We start from the raw sequence: 21,693 nt of genomic DNA, 5'->3' as shown, positions 1-21,693 counted from the left end.
TGGGCGGCTGTTACTTGTCGGTCACGGTAAAGCGCTGCCTGGCGCGGATATCTGCACTGGAGGCGCCGATCTGCACTTCATAGGCGCCAGGGTCCACCGCATACGCCTTGCGCTGCGCGTCGTAGATGCGCAGCGCGTTCTTTGCGTCGAGGGTGAAATGCAACGCGCGCTGCTCGCCCGGCTGCAGGGCGATACGTTGAAATCCGTGCAATTCCTTGCCGGCACGTTCGCGTTGCGGGGTGAGCGGATGCAGATACAGCTGCACTACCTCATCGCCTGCGCGTTGGCCGGTGTTCTTCACCGTGACGGTGGCAGTAAGCGAGCCATCGGCTGCGATGGTGGTGCGGTCCAGGCGCAGGCCGGAATAGGCGAACTGCGTGTACGACAGGCCGTGGCCGAACGGATACAGCGGCGTGCCGCCGAAGTAGCGGTAGGTGCGGCCGCGCATGGCGTAGTCGTCGAACGCCGGCAGGGTTTCGCTTTCCTTGTAGAACGTCACCGGCAAGCGGCCGCCCGGGTTGGCATCGCCGAACAGCGTGTCGGCCACCGCGGTGCCGCCGCGCTGGCCGGGATACCAGGCCAGCAGGATCGCCGGCAGGTGCTGCTGCGCCCAATCGATGGCCAGCGCCGAGCCGGTGGTCAGCACCGCCACCACCGGCTTGCCGGTGGCCTGCAAGGCTTCGAGCAGGTCGCGCTGCGGCTTGGGCAGGCGCAGGTCGGTGCGGTCGCCGCCGGCAAATCCGGGGTAGTTCACCTTCATCTCTTCGCCTTCGACATCGCCGGTCAGGCCACCGACGAAGACCACCACATCGGCGCTGCGCGCCACGTCCAGCGCCTCCTGCAAGGGCGGCTTGGCCCCGGGTTGCCGCCAGGCCAGGCGCACGGCGGCATCGCGCTCGCCTTCGAAGTATTCCAGCCGCACCTGGTAGGCACGGCCGGCCTGCAGCTGCACGTCGACGCCATCGGCGTGCAGGCGGTCGCTGGTGCTCCAACGGTCGATCACCGGCTTGCCGTCCAGGTACAGGCGCACGCCGTCGTCGGCGGCTGCTTCCAGGTGGTAGGTGCCGGTGGTCGGCGGAACCAGCTGGCCGCTCCAGCGGATGCTGAAGTTGTCCGCCGGCACCGCCTCGCTCGGGCCAGCCTCGCCACGCGCCAGCAGATTGTCGGTCGGCGAACCGCGGTCCCATTTGAAGCCGATTTGCGCATCCACGCGCACCAGGGCCGGCGTGCCGGACAAATCGCGGTTGCGAAAATACTCGCCCCGCAAACCGCGTTCGGGCGAGTTGGCCGACGGCCGCAGGTATTGCGGTTCGATCAGCGGCGTGGCGGCGGGGTCGTCGCGCCCCTCGACCAGGTCAGCGCCGCGCGCGTACAGCACCTGCGCATTCGGGGCCGCGGCGCGGATGCCTTGCAGTACGGTGACCGGCGCGGCCGGCGTGCCGTAATAGTTGCCGAGCAGTGCCATGGTGTCATCGGCGGTGGGGCCGATCACCGCGATGCGCTTGAGCTTGGCCCGCGACAACGGCAACAGGCCATCGTTCTTCAGCAGCACCAGCGATTCGCGCGCGGTGCGCCGCGCCAGCGCATCGTGCGCCGGCGACTGGTTGACCGAGGCGGGAATCGTCGACCACGGCAACTGCCCGGGCGGATCGAACATGCCCAGGCGCATGCGCGCGGTCATCAAGGTCTTCAACGCGGTGTCGATCTGCGCCTCGTCGATCAGACCCTGGCGGACCGCCGCCGGCAGGGTGGAATACTCCTCTCCGCATTCCAGTTCGGTGCCGTGCTTGACTGCCAGCGCGGCGGCTTGTTCGCGGGTGGCGACGATCTTGTGGTGCTTCCAGATATCCACGATTGCCCAGCAATCGGACACCACGTAGCCCTTGAAGCCCCATTGCTGGCGCAGCACATCCTGCAGCAGGAACTTGCTGGCACTGGCCGACTCGCCGTACACGCGGTTGTAGGCACCCATCACCGCATCCACCTTGCCGTCCTTGACCAGTGCCTCGAACGCCGGCAGGTAGGTCTCGTACAGGTCGCGCTGGGAGGGGCGCGCATCGAAGTGGTGACGGTCGGCTTCCGGGCCGCTGTGCACGGCGAAATGCTTGGCGGTGGCGTCGAGCTTGCGGTACGGCTCACCTTGCGCGTTCTTCGGTGCGTCGGCGCCTTCGCCCTGCAGGCCCTGCACGAAGGTCACGCCCATGCGCGCGGTGAGGAAGGGATCCTCGCCGTAGGTCTCCTGCCCGCGGCCCCAGCGTGGATCGCGGAAGATATTGATGTTCGGCGACCAGAAGGTCAGCCCCTGATAGCGCGCGTGCTGGTTCTGGCGCAGGAACTGATGATGCTTGGCACGCGCCTCGTCGCTGATGGCGGTGGCCACCTCGTGCATCAGCGGCAGGTCGAAGGTGGCGGCCATGCCGATCGCCTGCGGGAACACCGTCGCCCCGCCGGCGCGCGCCACGCCATGCAGGGCCTCGTTCCACCAATCGTAGGCCGGCACCCCCAGGCGCGGAATCGCCGGCGCAGCGTTCTGCATCTGCGCGGCCTTTTCTTCCAGCGTCATGCGCGACACCAGATCGGCCGCGCGTTGTTCGAAACTGCGTTGGGTATCCAGATACGGCGGCGGTGTCGCTGCATGGGCAGCGCCTGCGGTACATGCCAGTGCGAGCAGGACACCATGCGCGAGCGAACGAAACGGGGCGGGCGGATGCGAAGGCATGGTCAGTCCTGTGAAGGGCGGTCGGGATGCGATTGGGCGAATGGCCCGATCACGCTGCCGACGAAGCCGCCGGCCTTTTCGGTGCTGAGAAAGCTGGCGTCGTCGTTGCGGCGTAGCCATTGCCAGCCGCGGCCATCGGCATCGAAGGCGAAGCTATACGCACCACCATCGCCGCTGATCTGCAGCCGCAGCTGTGCAGTGGCCGGGATGCGGGTCTGCGCCAGCGTGGTGGTGGCCGCGCCCTCGCGCTTGTCCAGAAACACCTGGACGGCATCGCCATCGCGACGGGCGCCGAGTGCATACCACGCGGTCGAATTCTGAAATGCGGCCAAGCCTGCACTGATGCCCGCCTGGGTCGGGACCTCCAGTGCGGTGCTGGCGGTGAAACGCAGATGTTGCTGGCGGCGTGCGAGAAACGCGGGCGTGCCGGTACCGTCCAGCCCCTGGCTGCTGGCATGCAACGTCAACCAGCCTGCCCGCGTGCGCAGGTCGGCCACGTCGTGCTTTGGCACGCGCACGGTCAGCCATTCGCGTTGCAGCGTGGCCTGATCGAAATCGTCATGCCAGACGAAGTTGCCCGACAATGGTGCCTGCGTGGCAACTGCCTTCATGCCTGCGGGCGCCTTGGCGATGTAAGGAATCGGCTGTCCCGCCGGCAGGATCGAGGGCCAGCCATCGCGCCACTGCACCGGCAGCAAAAACGTTTCGCGCCCGGTGTTGTAGTGATCGCCGCGATACGGACGGCTGGCGAGAAACACCGCCCACCACTGCCCGTCCGGTGTGTCGACCAGGTCCACGTGGCCGGCATTGCTGACCGGATGCGCGCGCCCGGCCGGCAGGTCGCGTTGGGTCAGAATGGGGTTGTTCGGTGCCGGTGCATACGGCCCCCACACGTTGCGGCTGCGCAACACCACCTGCGAATGCTGCGGCCCGGTGCCGCCCTCCGCACACGAGAGGTAGTACCACCCGTCGCGTTGATACAGGTGCGGGCCTTCGATCCAGATCGGCTTGCTGGCCAGGTCCACGCCGCCATTGAGCAGCACCTTGCGCGGGCCGACAGGCGCATTCTTCGCGATATCGAAGCGCTGCATCCAGATCGCGCGATGCCCGTCGTACAACGGCGTGCCTTCCGGCGGGCCGTTGTTGAGCAGGTACGCGCTGCCATCGGTATCGAAGAACAGGGACGGGTCGATGCCGTCGATGCTGGGCAACCATGTCAATGCCGACCATGGGCCCGCCGCATTGCTGGCACTGGCGATGAAATTGCCACCGCTGTCGACCGAGGTACCCACCACGTAAAAACGCCCGTCGTGATGGCGGATGCTGGCGGCATACATGCCGCGCGACATGCGCAGCCCGTCGTAGTCGAGCTGCTCGCGGCGTTCGACCACGTTGCCGATCTGGGTCCAATGCACAAGATCGGTGCTCTCCAGCACCGGGATCGCCGGAAAGTAGGTAAACGTCGAATTGACCAGGTAATAGCGCTCTCCCACACGCGTGATGCTGGGGTCCGGGTAGAAACCGGCCAGCACCGGATTGCGGTAGTGCCCGGCCGGCAGCGGCGTGGCGAACACCGCATCGTCGCCGCGGTATTCGAACCAGTCGAACGCAACATCGGCAGCGGCCTGCGCCTGCGTGTTCGCAGGCACCGCCAAGGCCATCAGCAGGGCCACACACGTGGCAGAAAACGCGCGCATCACCAATCCCACATCGCGCCGTCTTCCAGTCGCGCGATCGGCAGCTGCTTGGGCACGTAGGGATACTTCGCTGCAAGCGCTTCGTCGATGTCCACGCCATGCCCCGGGGTTTCGCCGCAGTGCAGGCGGCCATCGCGGAATTGGTAGTCGTGCGGGAACACCGCATTGGCCTCGTCGGAATGGAACATGTATTCCTGGATGCCGAAGTTGGGCACCCAGGTGTCGAAGTGCAGGGCGGCGCCCATGCACACCGGCGAGAGGTCGGTGGCGCCGTGGAAGCCGGTGCGCACCTGATGCAGCGCGGCGAAATCGGCCAGCCGGCGCACATGGGTGATGCCGCCGGCGTGGACGATCGTGGTGCGGATGTAGTCGATCAGCTGCTGCTCGATCAGGTGCTTGCAGTCCCAGATCGAGTTGAACACCTCACCCACTGCCAGCGGCGTCACGGTGTGCTGGCGAATGATCTCGAACGCACGCTGGTTTTCCGCCGGTGTGGCATCTTCCAGCCAGAACAGCCGGTACGGCTCCAGGTCGCGACCCAGCCGGGCGGCTTCGATCGGGGTCAGCCGATGATGCGCGTCGTGCAGCAGCTCGATCGCGTCGCCGTGGTCGTTGCGCAGCTGTTCGAACAGCTTCGGCACCACGCCCAGATAGCGCGGCGTGGACCACACGGTTTCGGTGGGCAGCTCGCTTTCGGCCGGTTCGTACGGTTTGCCGCCGACAGAAATGCCGTAGGTCTTCTTGATGCCGGGCACGCCGCATTGCGCGCGAATCGCGATGAAGCCCATCTCGCGGAAGCGGCCCACCTCGTCGCTGGTTTCGGCGATATCGCGGCCGTTGGCATGGCCATACACCAACGCACCCTCGCGCGAGCGCCCGCCCAGCAGCTGGTACAACGGCATGCCGGCCATCTTGCCCAGGATGTCCCACAACGCCACGTCCACCGCGGCGATCGCGCTCATCGTCACCGGTCCACGCCGCCAGTACGCACCGCGGTAGAAGAACTGCCAGATGTCCTCGATGCGCCCGGCATCGCGGCCGATCAGGTTCGGCACCAGGTGTTCCTGCAGATACGCCGCCACCGCCAGCTCGCGGCCGTTGAGGGTGGCATCGCCCAGCCCGGTGATGCCTGAGCGAGTGCGGATCTTCAAGGTGACGAAGTTGCGGCCCGGGCAGGTGACGATGACGCGCGCCTCGACGATCTCGCGGTCGCGGGCAGAGCCTTGCAGCGGTGCAGGGGAGTCGGAAGTCTGTGACATCGTGATCTCGCTCAGGGGGAAGAGGTGGCAGTGATGGGAAGTTCGAACGGGCCGGCCGGCAGGCCGCTGCGGTCGTACAAGGTGCACACCGGGCTGTCGGCCCAGCAGTAGCGCACGCGCGTTGCGGTCATGCCGGAAGGAATGGGCACGCTGACATCGTGGCCCTGCAGTGTGGCGCTGGCATAGCGGCAAGTGCCGGACGCCTCGCCGCACAGCTCGAAGCCGATCGGTGCGTCGTTGCCGTAACTCAGTAGCGTGGTGTCGACATCGTCGAAGCCGATGCGCACGCTGTCGCGCTCGCGCTGCACGCTGCGCGGCACCGGGCCGGACGGCGCAATCGCCTCGCCATACACCACATGCCGCGCCGCGCGCGCCAGGCGCCGGCCCAGCTCCTGCTTGTTGGCCGGATGGATGTCGTAGCGGTCGCCGATATCGATCGCCACCGCCAATCCTGCGTGCGCGTCGCTGGCCACAAAGCGTCGCTGCGCCTCGCGCAATTGCGCCCAGCCGCTGTCGGTCGGCTGGGTAGGCGGTGCGCCGTAATTGGCCAACTGCACCACCAGCAACGGCAGGCCTGCACCGAAGCGCTGCCGCCAGTCGCGCTGCCAGGCAGTGAGCAAGGCCGGATAACGCGCTGCATCGCCGGTATTGGATTCGCCCTGGTACCACAGCACGCCGCGCAGGCCCAGGTGTTCCAGCGGCGCGATCATGCCGTTGTACAAGGTGGTCAGCCCGGCGGCCGACGACCACGGTGCGCGCGGTGGCGTGCCCACTGCCTGCGGCACGATGCGGTATTGCCAGGGCGCGTCCAGTGCCACGGTGCTGCCGTCTGCAAATTGCAGTGCGCGCGATGGCGCGTCGCCCAGCAGCCCGCCGCGGCGATAGGTATTGAGCACATTGAGCACGATGCTGTTGCGCCCGGCATGCAGCAGTCCGCGCGGTAGCGCATAGCGACGTGGTTGATCGGCGCCATAGCTGCTGCCCACGCCGCGTCCGTTGACCCAGGTCTGGTCCAGTTCGTCCACCGGCCCGAGTCGCAACGAGGCGTCCTGTGCGGCCTGTGCCGGGGTCAGCTCGACGCTGGTGCGGTACCAGACCATGCCGTTGAAGCCGACCAGTTGCGGCACGCCCCAGTCGTCCCATGCGCCCAAGGCCGGCGGCGCATCCTGCCAATGGCCGGGCGCATCCGGCTGCCACGGTTCGCCTTCGCCATGGGCACGCCACCAGCGTTCCCACAGCGCGGCCCACCGCGGTGCGGCCGCCACCGGGTCGGTTGCATAGCGCGCCAGCACATCCAGCGCCGGACCATCGTCGCCGGCCGCACGCAGGGCCTTGTCGCCGATCCAGGCCTGCAGTTGCGACCCGCCCCATGACGCATTGATCAACCCCATCGGCACGTCGACCTTCTTCTGCAACTCGCGTGCGAAGTAGTAACAGGCAGCCGAAAAGTCCTTCACCGTCTCCGGTGTGGTGCGCTGCCAGGTTGCAGCGCCGCCGAAACCGCGTTGCGGTGTCGGGCTGGATTGCGCGGGCACCTTGAACATGCGGATGCTGGGGTGGTCGGCATCGGCAATCTCGCTGCGCGAATCCAGCGTGCGATGTACCTGCAGTTCCATGTTCGATTGCCCCGAACACAGCCAGACATCGCCGATCAGCACGTCATCGATCTGCTGCATCGCACCGTTGGCAGTGCTGGCCTTCAGGCTGTACGGGCCGCCGGCGGCGTGCGCGGGCAAGCGCGCCTCCCAGTGACCTTGCCGGTCTGCGCGCGTCTGCACCTGCGCACTGTCCAGTTGCACGGTCACACGCGTGCCCGGCGCCGTATCGCCCCACAGGCGGATCGGCGCATCGCGTTGCAGCACCGCATGGTCCTGAAACACCGGATGCAGCAGCGGCGCATCCGCGGCGCGCGCAAGTTGCGGCAACAGCAACGCCGACAGCGTGCCGATCAATATCTTTACGCGACATGCGCTCACTTCGGATTCCCCGGTGCATACGGAAATGTCAGTGCCTGGTAATACGCCAGCGGGTGCGCCGGCGGGCTGACGCCTGCAGGCAGCGGGCGCCCGGACACGCTCTGGAAATAGGCGATGCTGGCATCGCGCCACCACTGCGCCTCACCTTGCTGGATCGCCAGAAAATCGGCGATCTGCTGGTAGCGCTGTGCATCGATCCTGCCGGCCACACCCCGCCAGGTCGTGCGCATCGCAGCGACCTCGGCCACGCCATGGTCGTAACGTCGCACCAGTTCGTCCCACAGCGGTCTGCCGGAGGCCATGCGGTGATCCCACGGCACATGATGGAACCACAGCAGCAACGGCTCGGGCACGCGCCGCACATCGCCGAACTCGCGCGCCACCGGCGGCGCATATTGCGCAACGGCATTGCTGCCGCTGGCGCTGCGGTCGAAGCCGATCCCGTTGCGGTCGGCGCGGTGGTAATACACCGGATCCCAGTCCGGACGTTCGCTGCCGGCATCCCACGGCGCCGGGCCGTAATGGTGGCCGCGCCCCATCAGGTGATGCAGACCGAGCGGAGTCATGTAGTCCACCACTGCCTCGCGCGAACGCAGCATCATGCCGACCACCGGCTCGACCACTGCCGGATCGTTGGAAAAGGTCATGCGCGTCCATTCCTGCGCAATGGCCTGCGGCGACAGCTGCGGGTCCCACGCCAGCCGCCCGTACGCGTACCAGTTGGCCTGATCGAAGATCGAGCCGCTCCAGTTGCGATCGGCGCCGATATTGGCCACGCCGGCGATCCCGGTCAGCCGTGTGCGTTTGCTCTCGGCGAACAAGCTGCCATCCACTGTCTTTGCAACGGTCGAGCCCTTGCCGCGCGCATAGGTGTCGGCTTGCAAGGTCTCGGAAAACAGCGGGCCCAGATAGGCCAGATGGGTGGAAAAGCCCAGATATTCCTTGGTGATCTGAAACTCCGGCATCAATGGCGTCCTGCCCATCGCACCGAACAATGGGTGAAACGGCTCGCGTGGCTGGAAGTCGATGGCCCCGTTTTTCACCTGCACGATCACGTTGTCGGCAAACGCGCCATCCAGCGGCACGAACTCGCTGTAGGCCTGCTTGGCGCGGTCGTCCGGTTGCTCATGCGAATAGACGAAGGCGCGCCACATCACCACCCCGCCGTGCGGCGCCAGGGCATCGGCCAGCAGGTTCGCGCCATCGGCGTGGCTGCGTCCATAGTCCTGCGGGCCGGGCTGGCCTTCGGAGTTGGCCTTGACCAGGAACCCGCCAAAATCCGGAATGCGCGCATAGATGGCGTCGGCGGTGTCGCGCCACCAGCGCCGTACCTGCGGGTCCAGCGGGTCGGCGGTTTTCAGGCCACCGATTTCGATCGGTGCACTGAAACGCGCGCTGAGGAACACACGAATCCCGTACGGACGAAACACCTTCGCCAGGGCGGCCGCCTTGTCGAGGTATTGCGGCGTCAGGCTCCAGGCCTTGGCGTTGACGTTGTTGAGCACGGTTCCATTGATGCCCAGCGACGCATTGGCACGTGCGTAGTCGGTGTAACGCGGATCCAGATAGCCAGGCAGCGTCTGCCAGTTCCACAGCGACGCGCCGGCATAGCCACGCTCCACCAGACCATCGAGATTGTCCCAATGATTGAGCATGCGCAGCTGCAAGCGTGGCGACGCGCGCACATCCAGCGCTGCGAGCGATTGCCCGGTCTGCAGCAGACGCAACAGGTGGAAGGTGCCGTATAGCACCCCGAGATCGCTGCCGCCGACAATGGCGGTGATGCGATGCCCATGTACCTCGGCGCTCCGAATCAGATAGCCGTCGCGGCCCAACTGGCCTGTATCGAGCTTCAGGGCGGCAATCTGTGGCGCGCTGGCGGCGCCCAGGACGATGGCGCCATCTTGCGTCACCGCGTCCACGCGCGGCGGTGTGCGTCCCAATAATCCCTGCAGGCCGCGCGCCAGTTCATCGCGTGCTGCATGCAGGGTGGGCGAATCGCCAACGACGACCAATTGACTGGCACTGTCACGCAATTGCGCGGCATTGGCCAGCGGTTGGTAGCGCAACCATAGATCGTAGCCATCCTCCGCATGCGCGTTGGCGCCGATCAACAGGCCACTGCATAACAGCGCCGCCCACATCACTGCCTGCAGCGTAAATGCGCCGACACCCGTGTCGTACCGCTGCATTGCAGACCGGCTCATGCGGCATGCTCGAGCGTCACCGGCGCATGCAGGCGCATATCGCCGCTCTGCCTGCTTCCCGGTACCATGGCTCGCATCGTCATACCTGCACCCGGCGTCCGCGTTACCGCAGCAGCGCCCGTGCATCCCGCAGCTTTCGCACGCATTTGAAGAGGCCACGCTTGGAGAAGGTCAGGAAATCGGTCCGCCGCACCAGCCGCGCGACCACCATCGACGAGGTTGCAGCGCTGGCAAAGGTCTCGCCGATGACGGTCTCGCGCGTGGTCAACAACACCGGCAGCGTGCGCGATGCCACCCGCGAACGGGTCATGCGCGCGGTCGACAAGCTGGGCTACACGCCCAATCTTGCCGCCAGCGCACTGGCGGCCGCGCAGAGCACGCGGATTGCGTTGATCTACAGCGATCCCAGCGGTGCCTACCTGCGCGAGTTGCTGCTGGGCGTGCTGCGGGTGGCATCGCGTACGTCGATCCAGCTGGTGATCGACTGCTGGGACGACCTGGACGCCGATGCCGAACGCAAGGCCGCGCGCAAGCTCGCCAAAGGCGTTGCCGGTGTGATCCTGCCGCCGCCCTTGTGCGAATCCAGGGCCGCAGTGCTGGAATTGGTGCGCGCCAAGGTGCCGGTAGTGGCGATCGCCTCCAACCATTTCAGCCCGGATGTCGCGTGTGTGCGCATCGACGAATTCGCTGCTGCCAAAGAGATCACCGAGCACCTGATCGCACAGGGGCATACGCGCATCGGCTACATCGCCGGGCATCCGAACCTGTCGGCCAGCACGCGGCGCTTCGAAGGCTTTCAGGCGGCGCTGGCCGACGCCGGTCTGCGCCTGGATCGGCACCTGGTGCAGCCGGGCGACTACACCTACAAATCCGGGCTGGTTGCCGCGGAAAAATTGCTGGCGCGCAAACGTCGCCCCAGCGCCATCTTCGCCAGCAACGACGACATGGCCGCCGCGGCAATCTCGGTCGCGCACCGGCGTGGGCTGGATGTGCCGCGCGATCTGTCGGTGGTCGGGTTCGACGACACCTCTGCCGCCACTGCGGTGTGGCCCGAAATCACCACCGTGCAGCAGCCCATCGCCGCCATGGCCGATGCCGCGCTGGACATCTTGCTGAAGACGATTCGTGCCAAGGAGCGTACGGCAAGGATGGTCGATCATGTGGTCGCGCACCTGCTGGTCAAGCGGGATTCGGTGGCCGCACCGACAGCGGACGATGCGGCCGAGTCAACGTAGCGATCAGACCCCTGCATGCCGCAAGCCGGATGTAGTCGCCTCGCAGGCTTGCATGCAACACACCGGCATTGCCGGTGTGCGCTCACGTTTCTGGTGACCGCGCATCACATTGGCAGCCATTGCTGGCCGCTGCAGTGATAGCTGGCCCACCGTCGCAATGCAGACGGTCATTGCACGCGCCAGGTGAGGCGAAGCGCGTGCAGTGGCAATGCTCAACGCGTCAGATACTGATTGATCAGGTTTTCATACGCTTCCTGGCGGCCGCTGAGTTGCTGGGGCGCATTGCTGGCCGCGTGCTTGGCCAGATCGGCCAGCGTGGTCTTGCCTGCGGCAAAGTCCGCGCCGGCGCCGCTGTCGAAGCTGGCGTAACGCTCGGCGCGCCACTGTTCCAGCGGCGAGGCGGTCAGCAGCGCGTTGGCCACTTCCAGCCCGCGTGCGAACGCGTCCATGCCGCCGATATGGGCCAGGAACAGGTCCTGCGGGTCGGACGATTCGCGACGCACCTTGGCATCGAAGTTCAGGCCGCCCGGTGCCAGGCCACCCTGCCGCAGCACCACCAGCATCGCGCCGACGGTGTCGTACAGGTCGGTCGGGAACTGGTCGGTGTCCCAGCCGTTCTGCGGGTTGCCGCGGTTGGCATCGATGCTGCCGAGCAGGCCGGCATCGGATGCCACCTGCAGGTCATGCTCGAAGCTGTGGCCCGACAGCGTGGCGTGATTGGCTTCGATATTGAGCTTGAAGTCCTGATCCAGGCCATGCTGGCGCAGGAAGCCGATCACCGTGGCGCTATCGAAATCGTACTGGTGCTTCATCGGCTCCATCGGCTTGGGCTCGATCAGGAAATTTCCCTTGAAGCCAATCGCGCGGCCGTAGTCGCGCGCCAGGGTGAGGAAGCGCGCCATGTTGTCCTGCTCGCGCTTCATCTGCGTGTTGTGCAGGCAGGCATAGCCTTCGCGGCCGCCCCAGAACACGTAGTTCTCGCCACCGAGTTCAACGGTCGCATCGATCGCGGCCTTGACCTGCACCGCCGCACGCGCCACGACATTGAAGTCCGGGTTGGTCGATGCACCATTCATGTAGCGCGGATGCGAGAACAGGTTGGCCGTGCCCCACAACAGCTTGATGCCGGTGTCGGCCTGACGCTGCTTGGCGATGCCCACCATGTGTTTGAGATTCTTTTCGTACTCGCCGATGTCGTCGGCATCCGGTGCCAGGTCGATGTCGTGGAAGCAGTAGTAGGGCACGCCGAGCTTGGTGAAGAACTCGAACGCCGCATCGGCCTTGGCTTCGGCACGGTTCAACGCGGTAGTGCCCGCATCCCACGGATACGCCCGCGTGCCCGGGCCGAACGGGTCGGCGCCATTGCCGCAGAAGCTGTGCCAGTAGGCCACGGCAAAGCGCAGATGCTCGGCCATGGTCTTGTCGCCGATGGTTTTGTTGGCGTCGTAGACCTTGAACGCGAGCGGGTTGTCCGAATCGCGGCCTTCGAAACCGATCTTGCCGATGCCGGGGAAATATTCTTTCGCGCCGATGTACACGGTGTTGCTCATGGGGTGAACTCCTGCAGCAGGGGAGGGAAGAGAAGGAAAGCGTTACACCGGGACATCGGCATCAGCGCACAGGCCATGGCCACTTACGCGTTGCGCAGCGCGCATGGCACCGGCAACCGATGCGTCCGCGCGACTGCCATCGGCATCCAGCCAGAAAATGTTAGCGCTACCACAACTGCGACTGAAAAAAGCCGCGCGTTGTAGCGAAGCTGAAGATGCCATGCCGGTCCCGGGTCAAGCGACCTGCCGACTGTACCGAGCCTGCCGCAGAAAGGCTTGCTGCGCTGCGAGATACGAGCTGTGCTGTGGCACCGCACCAGGCAACGCGGGTCAATGGAGGCGGCCCGCAAGCAACAATGCGCGCAGCTACCGTGCGCATTGCACGCTGACGACTGCATGCATCTGCGGACAAAAAGCCGGACTGCCGGCAAGTGGTTACCTGGCAACGGCCGCAGGACACCATGTCCAGGCAACAGGTCTGCATCGACCGGCGCCATTGCAGCCGTCCGTGCCGCTGCCGCGTCAACGTCCAATGCGTCACAAGGGCTGCGTGTCGGCGTGCCACCCCCGCGCGCAGCCAACCCCGTCGCCTGCCAGCCCCCGGCAGCTACAATGGCCGGCTTATGACCGCTGTCCTGCCGCTGCCGCAACCCCTGGCCGACCCCGCACCGCGCGACCCGCGCCAGCGGTTGCAGCGCGAACAGCTGCGCCTGGGCAAACGCCTGCAGCGCCAGGTCGGCCAGGCGATTGCCGATTTCGGCATGATCGCACCCGGCGACAAGGTCATGGTCTGTCTGTCCGGCGGCAAGGACAGCTACACCTTGTTGGACATGCTGCTGCAGTTGCAGCGCAAGGCGCCGGTGCCGTTCAGCCTGGTGGCGGTCAACCTGGACCAGAAACAGCCCGACTTTCCCGCCCATGTGCTGCCGGCCTACCTGCGCGGGCTGGGGGTGCCGTTCGATATCGTCGAGCAGGACACCTATTCGGTGGTCAGCCGGGTGATTCCGGCCGGCAAGACGATGTGTTCGCTGTGCTCGCGGCTGCGGCGCGGCGCGCTGTATGCCTACGCGCAGACGCATGGCGTGACCAAGATCGCGCTCGGCCATCACTGCGACGACATCGTGGCCACCTTCTTCATGAACCTGTTTCACCACGCGCGGCTGGCGGCGATGGCGCCCAAGCTACGCAGCGACGACGGCGCGCATGTGGTGATCCGCCCGCTGGCCTATGTGCGCGAAGCCGATATCGCGGCGTACGCGCAGGCGCGGCAGTTCCCGATCATTCCGTGCAACCTGTGCGGCAGCCAGGAAAACCTGCAGCGCCAGCAGGTCGGCAAGCTGTTGCAGCAATGGGACCGCGAGTTCCCCGGCCGCGTGGAGCAGATCGCCCGCGCCTTGGGCGATGTCCGCCCCGAGCAATTGGCCGATCGCACGTTGTTCGATTTCCTGGCGCTGGGCCGCAGCGGCGATGCGCCGAGCGATGTTGATCCCGATCCCAGCGCGTGGCTGTCCGCCAGCCACGCCCCCCACGACAGCGACTGACGCCGCCGCTCCGGCTGCCGGCAGTCTTCCACCCTCCACGTTTTTCTTCATTCGGTCCAACGCATGTTCTTTCGCAACCTCACCCTGTTCCGCTTTCCCACCACCCTGGATTTCTCCGAGATCGACACCTTGCTGCCGCCGGTGCAGCTCAAGCCGGTCGGCCCGCTGGAAATGAGCTCGCGCGGTTTCATTTCCCCGTTCGGCCGCGACGAGCAGGAAGTGCTCTCGCACCGTCTGGAAGATTTTCTGTGGCTCACCGTCGGTGGCGAGGACAAGATCCTGCCCGGCGCGGTGGTCAACGACCTGCTCGAGCGCAAGGTGGCCGAGATCGAGGAAAAGGAAGGCCGCCGCCCCGGTGGCAAGGCACGCAAGCGCCTCAAGGACGATTTGATCCATGAGCTGCTGCCGCGCGCCTTCGTCAAGAGCTCGCGCACCGACGCCATCCTGGACCTGCAGCACGGCTACATCGCGGTCAACAGCTCCAGCCGCAAGAGCGGCGAGAACGTGATGAGCGAGATCCGTGGCGCGCTCGGCAGCTTCCCGGCGCTGCCGCTCAATGCCGAAGTGGCCCCGCGCGCCATCCTCACCGGCTGGATCGCCGGCGAACCCTTGCCCGAAGGCCTGAGCCTGGGCGAAGAGTGCGAGATGAAGGACCCCATCGAAGGCGGCGCGGTGGTCAAGTGCCAGCACCAGGAACTGCGCGGCGACGAGATCGACAAACACCTGGAAGCCGGCAAGCAGGTCACCAAGCTGGCGCTGGTGCTGGACGACAATCTATCGTTCGTGCTCGGCGATGATCTGGTGATCCGCAAGCTCAAGTTCCTCGACGGCGCCCTGGATCAGCTCGAACACAGCGAAGACGATGGCGCACGTGCCGAACTCGACGCACGCTTTGCGTTGATGAGCGCGGAAATCCGCCGGCTGTTCCTGCTACTGGAAACCGCGTTGAAGTTGAGCAAGGCCGAGTAACCGGAACGTCGGACGGTGGCGGCGTTGAGGCGCGATGCGTGGCGCGAATCAAACGCTTTCGGTGCGTCGAGGGCGCGGTGCCCTCGCCACACGCGGGACACGCCGTGAATCCATCCGTGGAGGCTCGGCGGCGACATCCATGTCGCCACACGGTCCCGCAAGCGGCAAGGACACCGCACCAGACAAGGTGCGGATCGTTTTAGTGAAGGCCCTGCACACCGGCCAACTCGACGAGTCCTTGCCTGCCCGCCGTCGCGGGACACGCCGTGAACCCGTCGCTGGGGATTCGATGGCGGCATCCATGCCGCCAAAAGTCCCGCAGGCGTTGAGAACACCGCACCAAAGCGTTCTTCCGCTGCTCTCGTGAAGGACATACGTGCGATGTGTCCTGCGCGGTGGCGGACAAGGGCCCGGCAGCAACGTTGCAGAACAGCTGCCTCACCACTGATCCATCGGTTGGCCAATCGCTTCCAGGGACGACGCCGATCACGGTCTGGCAGTCACCGAGTGCGGCAATCGATGCGTCTCACCGCCTGACACATCGCGGCGGTATCCTGTGCGCATGTTCAAGCCCGTCCGCCGCCTGATTGTTCCGCCCTCGCAGGTTGTCGAACGCGACTGCGTGCACGTGCAGCTGGACGGCCGCGACATCGCAGTGCTGCGCGTGCGCGATCCGCGTGCACGACGCATCAAACTCAGCGTCGACGAGCGCGGCGCACGGCTGACCTTGCCGCTGCGCGCAAGCCTGATGTCCGGCGAACGGTTTCTGCATGCGCATCTGGACTGGCTGACCACGCAGCTGTCGCGGTATCAGCAGGTCGATGCGTTTCCTGCGCTTGAGCGTGGCGTGCCCGGGCAGCTGCCATTGCGCGGTGCGTTGCTGCCGTTGAGCTGGCACGAAGGGCGCTATGCACGCATCGATATCACCGACGACGGGGCGCAGTTCCATGTGCCCACCCGCCTGGGCGATGCCGGCCTGCGCCGCACCTTGAAGGAATTCTACGAAGCGCAGGCGCGCGCCGATGTCGGCCGCTGGTTGCCGGGTTATCTGCCCGGCCTGCCGCGCGCACCGGCGCGACTGCGGCTGAAGGTGATGTCCTCGCAGTGGGGCTCGCTCGCACCGGATGGCTCGATGGCGTTGGACCTGGCGCTGGTGCTTGGTCGCCCTTCCGCGTTCGAATACGTGCTGGTGCACGAGCTCTGCCACCTGGTGCAGGCCAACCACTCGCCTGCGTTCTGGGCCGAAGTGGAGCAACGTTTTCCCACTTGGCGCGAGGAACGCAGTTACTTCCACGAACACGGCCGCCAGCTCAAGGCGCAACTGCGCCGGTTGCTGCACGTGCAGTGACGCAGGCGTAGCGCGCGGCTGCGATGACGTGCCTTTCGCGACAGTGGTGCAGCTACGGGTGCGGCAACAGCAACAGGCGATCGGTGCGGCCGGCACCGGCGAGTGGTCAACGCTGCAGCGAAGACGCCGCTAGCGCCACGCGTAGGAGGCAGCCCGGGCAAGTTGCCGGCAGGCCAGCAGCGACAGCCAGGCAAAGCGTTTTGACACGGCGTGTTCTGCAGCCGCAGCGCCTGCGTCCAGGGTGCGCGCCGACATCCAGTGGTCGGCGTGACATGCCGCTGCCCATGCCTGCTCCAACAGGACGCGATCGCCCGCATCCAGGTGGGCAGCGGCGCGCACCACCTGGATGAAGGTCCACGGCGCATGCCACCGATCGAAGGATTCGAGTGCGCCCACGACACGGGCTGCATCTGCCACGTTCACCTGCGCGATTGGCATCTGCGTATCACGCGTGACGCAAACCATCCAAGAAGCCGTTGATCACCGCCGCGACTGCTTCCGGCGCTTCCATATGCACGTGGTGCGTGCCGGGCAGCAGCTGCAGGCGTGCGTCGCGCATCATCGCCACGCGGTGGTCGCGCAATGCTTCCGGGAAATACGCCTGGGCGGGCGTGGCGAAGATCGCCTGGGCGGGGCAGGCGATGGAGGCCAGCAGCACGTCGATCTGCGCTTCGGTCATGCGGATGGCGGTGGGCAGGGTCAGGCGCGGATCGCTGCACCAGCTGTAGCCACCTTCCACCACGCGTACGCCGCGTTCGACCAGCAGCCGTGCAGCCGGTTCGGTGAGTTGGTTGGCCATCATGCGCGCGCGTACCGGCATTTCCATCGACGGAAATACCCGCAGCGGCCGCTCTGCCAGCGTGCGTGCCGACGCAACGGCCTCGCGCAGGCGTGTGGCAGTGCTTTCCACGGGCTCGGCCAGGGCGCCCAGCGCCTCGATGGCGATCAAGGCCTCCACGCGTTCGGGCGCAGCGGCGGCCAGCAGGCTGGCAATGCCGCCGCCCATCGAGTGGCCGAGCACGGTGAAGCGCTCCCAGCCCAGGGCATCGGCGACCTGCAACAACAGGGCGATCGCGCTGCTGAGCGTGTATTCGGCGCCTGTCGGCAGCCAAGCGCTGTGGCCATGGCCGGGCAGATCCAGCAGCACCAGATCCAAGTCCCGCGCGTGCAGATGCGCACTCAGCGGCACGAAGCTGGCCGCGTTGTCCAGCCAGCCATGCAAGGCCAGCACCCGGCGCGGGCCACGATCTTGGTTGCGCAATCCGGTGACCCGGCCGACGGCCAGGTCGCACGCAAACGGCTCCAACTTCACGCCCGGCGCGCCACGGCGGCCAGCGCGTGCGCATGCGCATCGCTGGCGTTGAGGCAGGGGATGTAGCTGAGCGTGGCACCACGCTCGGCCAGCGTTTCGGCAAAACCCAGCGCCACTTCTTCCAGCGTTTCCAGGCAATCGGTGGCAAAGCCCGGGCAGACCAGGTCGAAGCTGCGCACGCCGCCTTCGGCCAACGCCCACAGCGTGGGTTCGGCGTACGGCTGCAGCCAGCGTTCGGCGCCGAAGCGCGACTGGTAGCCCATCTGCCACTCGTCCTCGCCCAGCCCCAGCGCTGCCACAATGGCCTGCGCGCTGCGTTCGCACTGCTGAGGATACGGGTCGCCGGCATTGGCCACGCGCTGCGGCAGGCCGTGGAAGGAAAACATCAATTTTTCGCTGCGCCCATGCACCTGCCAGTGCGCGCGAATCGACTCGGCGATCGCGGCCACCCAGCCGGCGTCCTCGCAGTAGTCCTGGATCACCTCCACCGCGATCTCCGGCGCGCTGGTGCGCCATGCCTCCACCACATCCTGGATCGAGGCGGTGGTGGTGGTGGAATACTGCGGATACAGCGGCAGCACCACGATGCGCCTGATGCCGCGTGCGCGCAGCCCGTCCAGCGTCTTGCGCAAGGCCGGCTCGCCGTAGCGCATGGCCCATTCCACATGCCAGTCGGGCATGACCGCTTGCAGGCCGTCGGCCAGGCGGCGCGTGTAGACCGCCAGCGGCGAGCCCTCCGGCAACCACACCTTGGCGTATTTTTCGGCCGATTTCGGCCCGCGGATCGGCAGGATCACCCCGTACAGCAGCGGCTTCCAGAACAACGGTGGAATCGCGACCACGCGGCGGTCGCTCAGGAACTCGGCCAGGTAGCGGCGCACGGCCGGGGCGGTCGGCGATTCGGGAGTGCCCAGGTTGACGACCAGCAGGGCGGTATCGGGTGTCGTGTTCATGCGCACCATTCTGGCAGAGCCGGGCACCGCTGCCGACAGCAGCGCAACGATCGCTGCGATCGGCCGCCTCTTCCACGCCGGTTGCGCTCACCACCGATTCATTGCGCCGGCACTAACGTCGCGGCATTGCTATCTTTGACGGATTCTTCCTTGGAGCTTGTCATGCCTCGTTTGTCGCGCCTGGCCCTGTTGTTGTCGCTGACGTTGGTCGCCGGCCATGCCGTCGCCGGCCCGGAAGAAGACCAGCGCGCACGCAATGCGGTGCGGGTGCTCACCGAGATCATGAAGATCCCCGAGCAGGCCATTCCGGACAAACTGCTCGACGAGGCGCGCGCCATCGTGGTCATTCCCGACACGCTCAAGGCCGGCCTGGTGATCGGCGGCCGTCGCGGCCACGGCCTGATGTCGATGAAGAATGCCGACGGCAGCTGGTCGCAACCGGTGTTCGTCAAGCTCACCGGCGGCAGCATCGGCTTCCAGGCCGGGGTGCAGTCCTCCGACGTGGTGCTGGTGTTCCGCAACGACCGCAGCCTGGACAACATCGTCAACGGCAAGTTCACCCTCGGCGCCGACGCCGGCGTGGCGGCAGGTCCGGTCGGGCGCAACGCCGCCGCGGCGACCGACGGCCAGCTCAAGGCCGAAATCTGGTCGTGGTCGCGTGCCCGTGGCCTGTTCGCCGGCGTGGCGCTGGACGGTGCGGTGCTGCAGATCGACGATGCCGCCGACCTCAATGCCTACGGCAGCGGCGCAACCCCGCGCATGATTTTCGAAGGCCGCACCAACGAACGCCCATCCACCGATGTGATCGCTTTCCGCGACCGGCTGGAAGAGGCGACCTACACCGCGCGCGCCAATCGCAGCACCGATGCCGCCGCCGATGGCGCGCCGCCGGCACCGCGTCCGCAGACCCCGCCGCCGGTGCAGGCACAGCAACCGGCCAATGTGCCGCCGCCGGCCAGCGAAGCCAGCACCGTGCCGATGCAGCCCAGCACCACGCCGCCCGCCCAGCAAGGTTTTCAGCCGGTATCGGAGGGCGAAATCCGCACCGAATCACTGGACCGCAACCGCTAACGCACTGTCATCCCCCTGCGCGGTGCGCTGGGGTATCCTGCGCGTTCCATCTTTCAAGCAAGCGAGCAGATCATGGGCGGTTTCAGCATTTGGCACTGGCTGATCGTGCTGGTGATCGTGTTGCTGGTGTTCGGTACCAAGCGGCTCACCAGCGGTGCCAAGGATCTCGGCAGCGCGGTCAAGGAATTCAAGAAAGGCATGCACGACGACGACAAGCCGGCCGGCAAGCTCGGCGACGACTCCCGCACTGCCGAGCAGGCGCGTGAGGCGCAGGCCGAACGCGACCGCGACGCGCGCTGATCCGGAGCGGCGTCGGTGTTTGACATAGGTGTTGGCGAACTGACGCTCATTGCGGTCGTCGCCCTGGTGGTGCTCGGCCCCGAGCGTTTGCCCAAGGCGGCCCGATTTGCCGGATTGTGGGTGCGCCGTGCCCGAATGCAGTGGGATTCTGTCAAGCAGGAACTCGAACGCGAACTCGAGGCCGAAGAGCTCAAGCGCAGCCTGCAGGACGTGCAGGCCTCGCTGCGCGAGGCCGAAGACCAGCTGCGCAACACGCAGCAGCAGGTCGAGCAGGGCGCCCGCACGCTGCATGACGACGTCAGTCGCGATATCGACATCCGCGCCAGCGCCACGCCGGTGGCAACGCCGCTGGAACTGGCCCATGCGGATTTGTCTGCCAGCCCCGATGTGGATGCAACAGCCGGCGTAACCGATGCGGCTGGAGCTGCACATACCGCGCCGGTGATTGCGCAGGCCCAACCCATTGCGCCAGCGCCGCATCAAACCCTGGTTCCGGCTCCGCACGACACGATAGTGCCCGCGCCGCATGCCGCGCATCTTGCCAGCGCGCCCGAGCCGGTCGTCGTTGCGCCAGTCGATGCGGGCACACCGGCCGCGTGGACGCCGGGCGCGCCAGCCAAACTCCAGGAGAAACAGCCGTGAGCCTGTTCGACGACGCACAGGCCGAAAGCAGTCTGATCGAGCATCTGGTCGAATTACGCGCCCGCCTAGTCCGCGCACTGATCGGTCTGGGCGTGGTGTTGCTGGCGCTGCTGCCGTTTTCGCGGGCGATCTATTCGTGGCTGGCCGCACCGCTGATCTCGCAACTGCCGCTGGGGCAGACGATGATCGCGATGAATCCGGCCGGCGCGTTCTTCGCCCCGCTCAAGCTGACCTTCTTCGTGGCGGTGTTCTTCAGCGTGCCGTGGCTGCTGTATCAGGCCTGGGCGTTCGTGGCGCCGGGGTTGTACCAGCGCGAAAAGAAGCTGGCATTCCCGCTGCTGGCGTCGGCGGTGGCGCTGTTCTATATCGGTTGCGCGTTCGCCTATTTCCTGGTGTTGCCGGCGGTGTTCCACTTCCTGACCACGTTCAAGCCAGACGTGATCGCCATTACCCCGGATGCCAATTCGTACCTGGATTTCGTGCTGGCCATTTTCTTCGCCTTCGGCGCGAGTTTCGAACTGCCGGTGGCCTTGGTGATCCTGGTGCTGCTGGGCTGGGTCAGCCCCAAGCAGCTCAGCGAAGGCCGTGGCTACGCCATCGTCGGCATCTTCATCCTGGCCGCCGTGCTCACCCCGCCAGACGTCGTATCGCAGCTGATGCTGGCCATCCCGATGTGCCTGCTCTACGAGCTGGGCATCATGGCTTCGCGAGCGGTGGCGCCGAAGAGCGCCTAGTGCCGTCGCTGCACCCAAGCGCGCCGCCATGCAGGTGCGCGGTGCGGTCGTCTTCGGGCACATGCGTCGCTGCGCGGCATCGCCCCGGACGCCATGGTCCACGTTAGGAGCGCGCCCGGGCGCGACGAAGCCTACGTCGAGAAGCCTTGGTCGCGCCCGGGTGCGCTCCTACGGCTAAGC

The 21,693-nt window shown here is 66.4% G+C and carries 17 protein-coding genes; 8 read left to right on the top strand and 9 right to left on the bottom strand.

What is annotated here, in order from left to right; genetic code table 11:
* Positions 1-10 precede the first annotated feature (10 nt).
* The 5 genes from AC1POX_RS20850 to AC1POX_RS20830 are packed head-to-tail and all read right to left on the bottom strand — an operon-like array spanning position 11 to position 9,843.
* The gene (locus tag AC1POX_RS20850) at positions 11-2,719 is read right to left on the bottom strand and encodes a glycoside hydrolase family 3 protein (protein ID WP_372356561.1); all 2,709 of its coding nucleotides are present in this window, start codon (positions 2,717-2,719) and stop codon (positions 11-13) included.
* Between the two features lie 2 nt (positions 2,720-2,721).
* On the bottom strand, positions 2,722-4,392 hold the full coding sequence (locus tag AC1POX_RS20845; protein ID WP_173427076.1) for a glycoside hydrolase family 43 protein: 1,671 nt from the start codon (positions 4,390-4,392) through the stop codon (positions 2,722-2,724).
* A gap of 23 nt (positions 4,393-4,415) precedes the next feature.
* Positions 4,416-5,675: a D-mannonate dehydratase ManD gene (gene manD / locus AC1POX_RS20840; protein WP_008577819.1), complete on the bottom strand. Its 1,260-nt coding sequence runs from the start codon at positions 5,673-5,675 to the stop codon at positions 4,416-4,418.
* Positions 5,676-5,686: 11 nt separating this feature from the next.
* Positions 5,687-7,651 carry a sialate O-acetylesterase gene (locus AC1POX_RS20835; protein ID WP_372356560.1) on the bottom strand — a complete coding sequence of 655 codons (1,965 nt, stop codon included), beginning with the start codon at positions 7,649-7,651 and terminating at the stop codon, positions 5,687-5,689.
* Complete coding sequence (locus tag AC1POX_RS20830) at positions 7,648-9,843, bottom strand: alpha-glucuronidase family glycosyl hydrolase (protein WP_372357204.1); 2,196 nt, start codon at positions 9,841-9,843, stop codon at positions 7,648-7,650. The genes AC1POX_RS20835 and AC1POX_RS20830 overlap by 4 nt, the downstream gene beginning before the upstream one ends.
* A 176-nt stretch (positions 9,844-10,019) precedes the next feature.
* Between AC1POX_RS20830 and AC1POX_RS20825 the strand changes: the two genes are divergently transcribed.
* The gene (locus AC1POX_RS20825; RefSeq protein WP_014091472.1) at positions 10,020-11,093 is read left to right on the top strand and encodes a LacI family DNA-binding transcriptional regulator; all 1,074 of its coding nucleotides are present in this window, start codon (positions 10,020-10,022) and stop codon (positions 11,091-11,093) included.
* Positions 11,094-11,305: 212 nt separating this feature from the next.
* Here the strand turns inward: AC1POX_RS20825 and xylA are convergent, their stop codons facing one another.
* The gene (xylA, locus tag AC1POX_RS20820) at positions 11,306-12,643 is read right to left on the bottom strand and encodes a xylose isomerase (RefSeq protein ID WP_011347136.1); all 1,338 of its coding nucleotides are present in this window, start codon (positions 12,641-12,643) and stop codon (positions 11,306-11,308) included.
* A gap of 623 nt (positions 12,644-13,266) precedes the next feature.
* Here xylA and ttcA point away from each other — a divergent pair.
* From ttcA to AC1POX_RS20805, 3 genes are all read left to right on the top strand, one after another.
* Entirely contained in the window at positions 13,267-14,184 is a 918-nt protein-coding gene (ttcA, locus tag AC1POX_RS20815; RefSeq protein ID WP_372166859.1) for a tRNA 2-thiocytidine(32) synthetase TtcA, read from the top strand.
* Positions 14,185-14,247: 63 nt separating this feature from the next.
* The gene (locus AC1POX_RS20810) at positions 14,248-15,153 is read left to right on the top strand and encodes a recombination-associated protein RdgC (protein ID WP_008577753.1); all 906 of its coding nucleotides are present in this window, start codon (positions 14,248-14,250) and stop codon (positions 15,151-15,153) included.
* 562 nt (positions 15,154-15,715) lie between these two features.
* The gene (locus AC1POX_RS20805; protein WP_008577754.1) at positions 15,716-16,501 is read left to right on the top strand and encodes a YgjP family zinc-dependent metalloprotease; all 786 of its coding nucleotides are present in this window, start codon (positions 15,716-15,718) and stop codon (positions 16,499-16,501) included.
* A gap of 129 nt (positions 16,502-16,630) precedes the next feature.
* Here the strand turns inward: AC1POX_RS20805 and AC1POX_RS20800 are convergent, their stop codons facing one another.
* From AC1POX_RS20800 to hemH, 3 genes are read right to left on the bottom strand one after another with little or no spacing between them, the layout of a single operon-like run.
* A complete protein-coding gene (locus AC1POX_RS20800) occupies positions 16,631-16,897 on the bottom strand; it encodes a hypothetical protein (RefSeq protein ID WP_240993248.1) in 267 nt (88 codons plus the stop codon).
* 49 nt (positions 16,898-16,946) lie between these two features.
* Positions 16,947-17,807 carry an alpha/beta fold hydrolase gene (locus AC1POX_RS20795; RefSeq protein WP_372357203.1) on the bottom strand — a complete coding sequence of 287 codons (861 nt, stop codon included), beginning with the start codon at positions 17,805-17,807 and terminating at the stop codon, positions 16,947-16,949.
* A gap of 2 nt (positions 17,808-17,809) precedes the next feature.
* The gene (hemH, locus tag AC1POX_RS20790) at positions 17,810-18,775 is read right to left on the bottom strand and encodes a ferrochelatase (RefSeq protein ID WP_031424901.1); all 966 of its coding nucleotides are present in this window, start codon (positions 18,773-18,775) and stop codon (positions 17,810-17,812) included.
* Between the two features lie 153 nt (positions 18,776-18,928).
* Between hemH and AC1POX_RS20785 the strand changes: the two genes are divergently transcribed.
* The 4 genes from AC1POX_RS20785 to tatC all read left to right on the top strand — a co-directional run bounded on the left by AC1POX_RS20785 (position 18,929) and on the right by tatC (position 21,513).
* A complete protein-coding gene (locus tag AC1POX_RS20785; protein ID WP_372356559.1) occupies positions 18,929-19,837 on the top strand; it encodes a lipid-binding SYLF domain-containing protein in 909 nt (302 codons plus the stop codon).
* Positions 19,838-19,909: 72 nt separating this feature from the next.
* The gene (gene tatA, locus AC1POX_RS20780; RefSeq protein ID WP_003484969.1) at positions 19,910-20,137 is read left to right on the top strand and encodes a Sec-independent protein translocase subunit TatA; all 228 of its coding nucleotides are present in this window, start codon (positions 19,910-19,912) and stop codon (positions 20,135-20,137) included.
* A gap of 15 nt (positions 20,138-20,152) precedes the next feature.
* Positions 20,153-20,779: a Sec-independent protein translocase protein TatB gene (gene tatB / locus AC1POX_RS20775; RefSeq protein ID WP_372356558.1), complete on the top strand. Its 627-nt coding sequence runs from the start codon at positions 20,153-20,155 to the stop codon at positions 20,777-20,779.
* Positions 20,776-21,513, top strand: coding sequence for a twin-arginine translocase subunit TatC (gene tatC / locus AC1POX_RS20770; RefSeq protein WP_005923115.1), 738 nt, complete (start codon positions 20,776-20,778; stop codon positions 21,511-21,513). Before tatB ends, tatC begins: the two co-directional genes overlap by 4 nt.
* Positions 21,514-21,693: the final 180 nt, after the last annotated feature.

This window comes from Xanthomonas sp. NCPPB 3442, assembly GCF_056725145.1.
The sequence above is the reverse complement of the archived record's forward strand: the minus strand, read 5'-3'. Positions and strand labels throughout refer to the sequence as shown.

Bases quoted from the DNA above. Each gene is read 5' to 3' on its own strand.
- AC1POX_RS20850 (WP_372356561.1), bottom strand. From the start codon at position 2,719: ATGCCTTCGCATCCGCCCGCCCCGTTTCGTTCGCTCGCGCATGGTGTC.
- manD (WP_008577819.1), bottom strand. From the start codon at position 5,675: ATGTCACAGACTTCCGACTCCCCTGCACCGCTGCAAGGCTCTGCCCGC.
- ttcA (WP_372166859.1), top strand. From the start codon at position 13,267: ATGACCGCTGTCCTGCCGCTGCCGCAACCCCTGGCCGACCCCGCACCG.
- AC1POX_RS20830 (WP_372357204.1), bottom strand. From the start codon at position 9,843: ATGCAGCGGTACGACACGGGTGTCGGCGCATTTACGCTGCAGGCAGTG.
- AC1POX_RS20810 (WP_008577753.1), top strand. From the start codon at position 14,248: ATGTTCTTTCGCAACCTCACCCTGTTCCGCTTTCCCACCACCCTGGAT.
- tatA (WP_003484969.1), top strand. From the start codon at position 19,910: ATGGGCGGTTTCAGCATTTGGCACTGGCTGATCGTGCTGGTGATCGTG.
- AC1POX_RS20805 (WP_008577754.1), top strand. From the start codon at position 15,716: ATGTTCAAGCCCGTCCGCCGCCTGATTGTTCCGCCCTCGCAGGTTGTC.
- AC1POX_RS20785 (WP_372356559.1), top strand. From the start codon at position 18,929: ATGCCTCGTTTGTCGCGCCTGGCCCTGTTGTTGTCGCTGACGTTGGTC.
- xylA (WP_011347136.1), bottom strand. From the start codon at position 12,643: ATGAGCAACACCGTGTACATCGGCGCGAAAGAATATTTCCCCGGCATC.
- hemH (WP_031424901.1), bottom strand. From the start codon at position 18,775: ATGGTGCGCATGAACACGACACCCGATACCGCCCTGCTGGTCGTCAAC.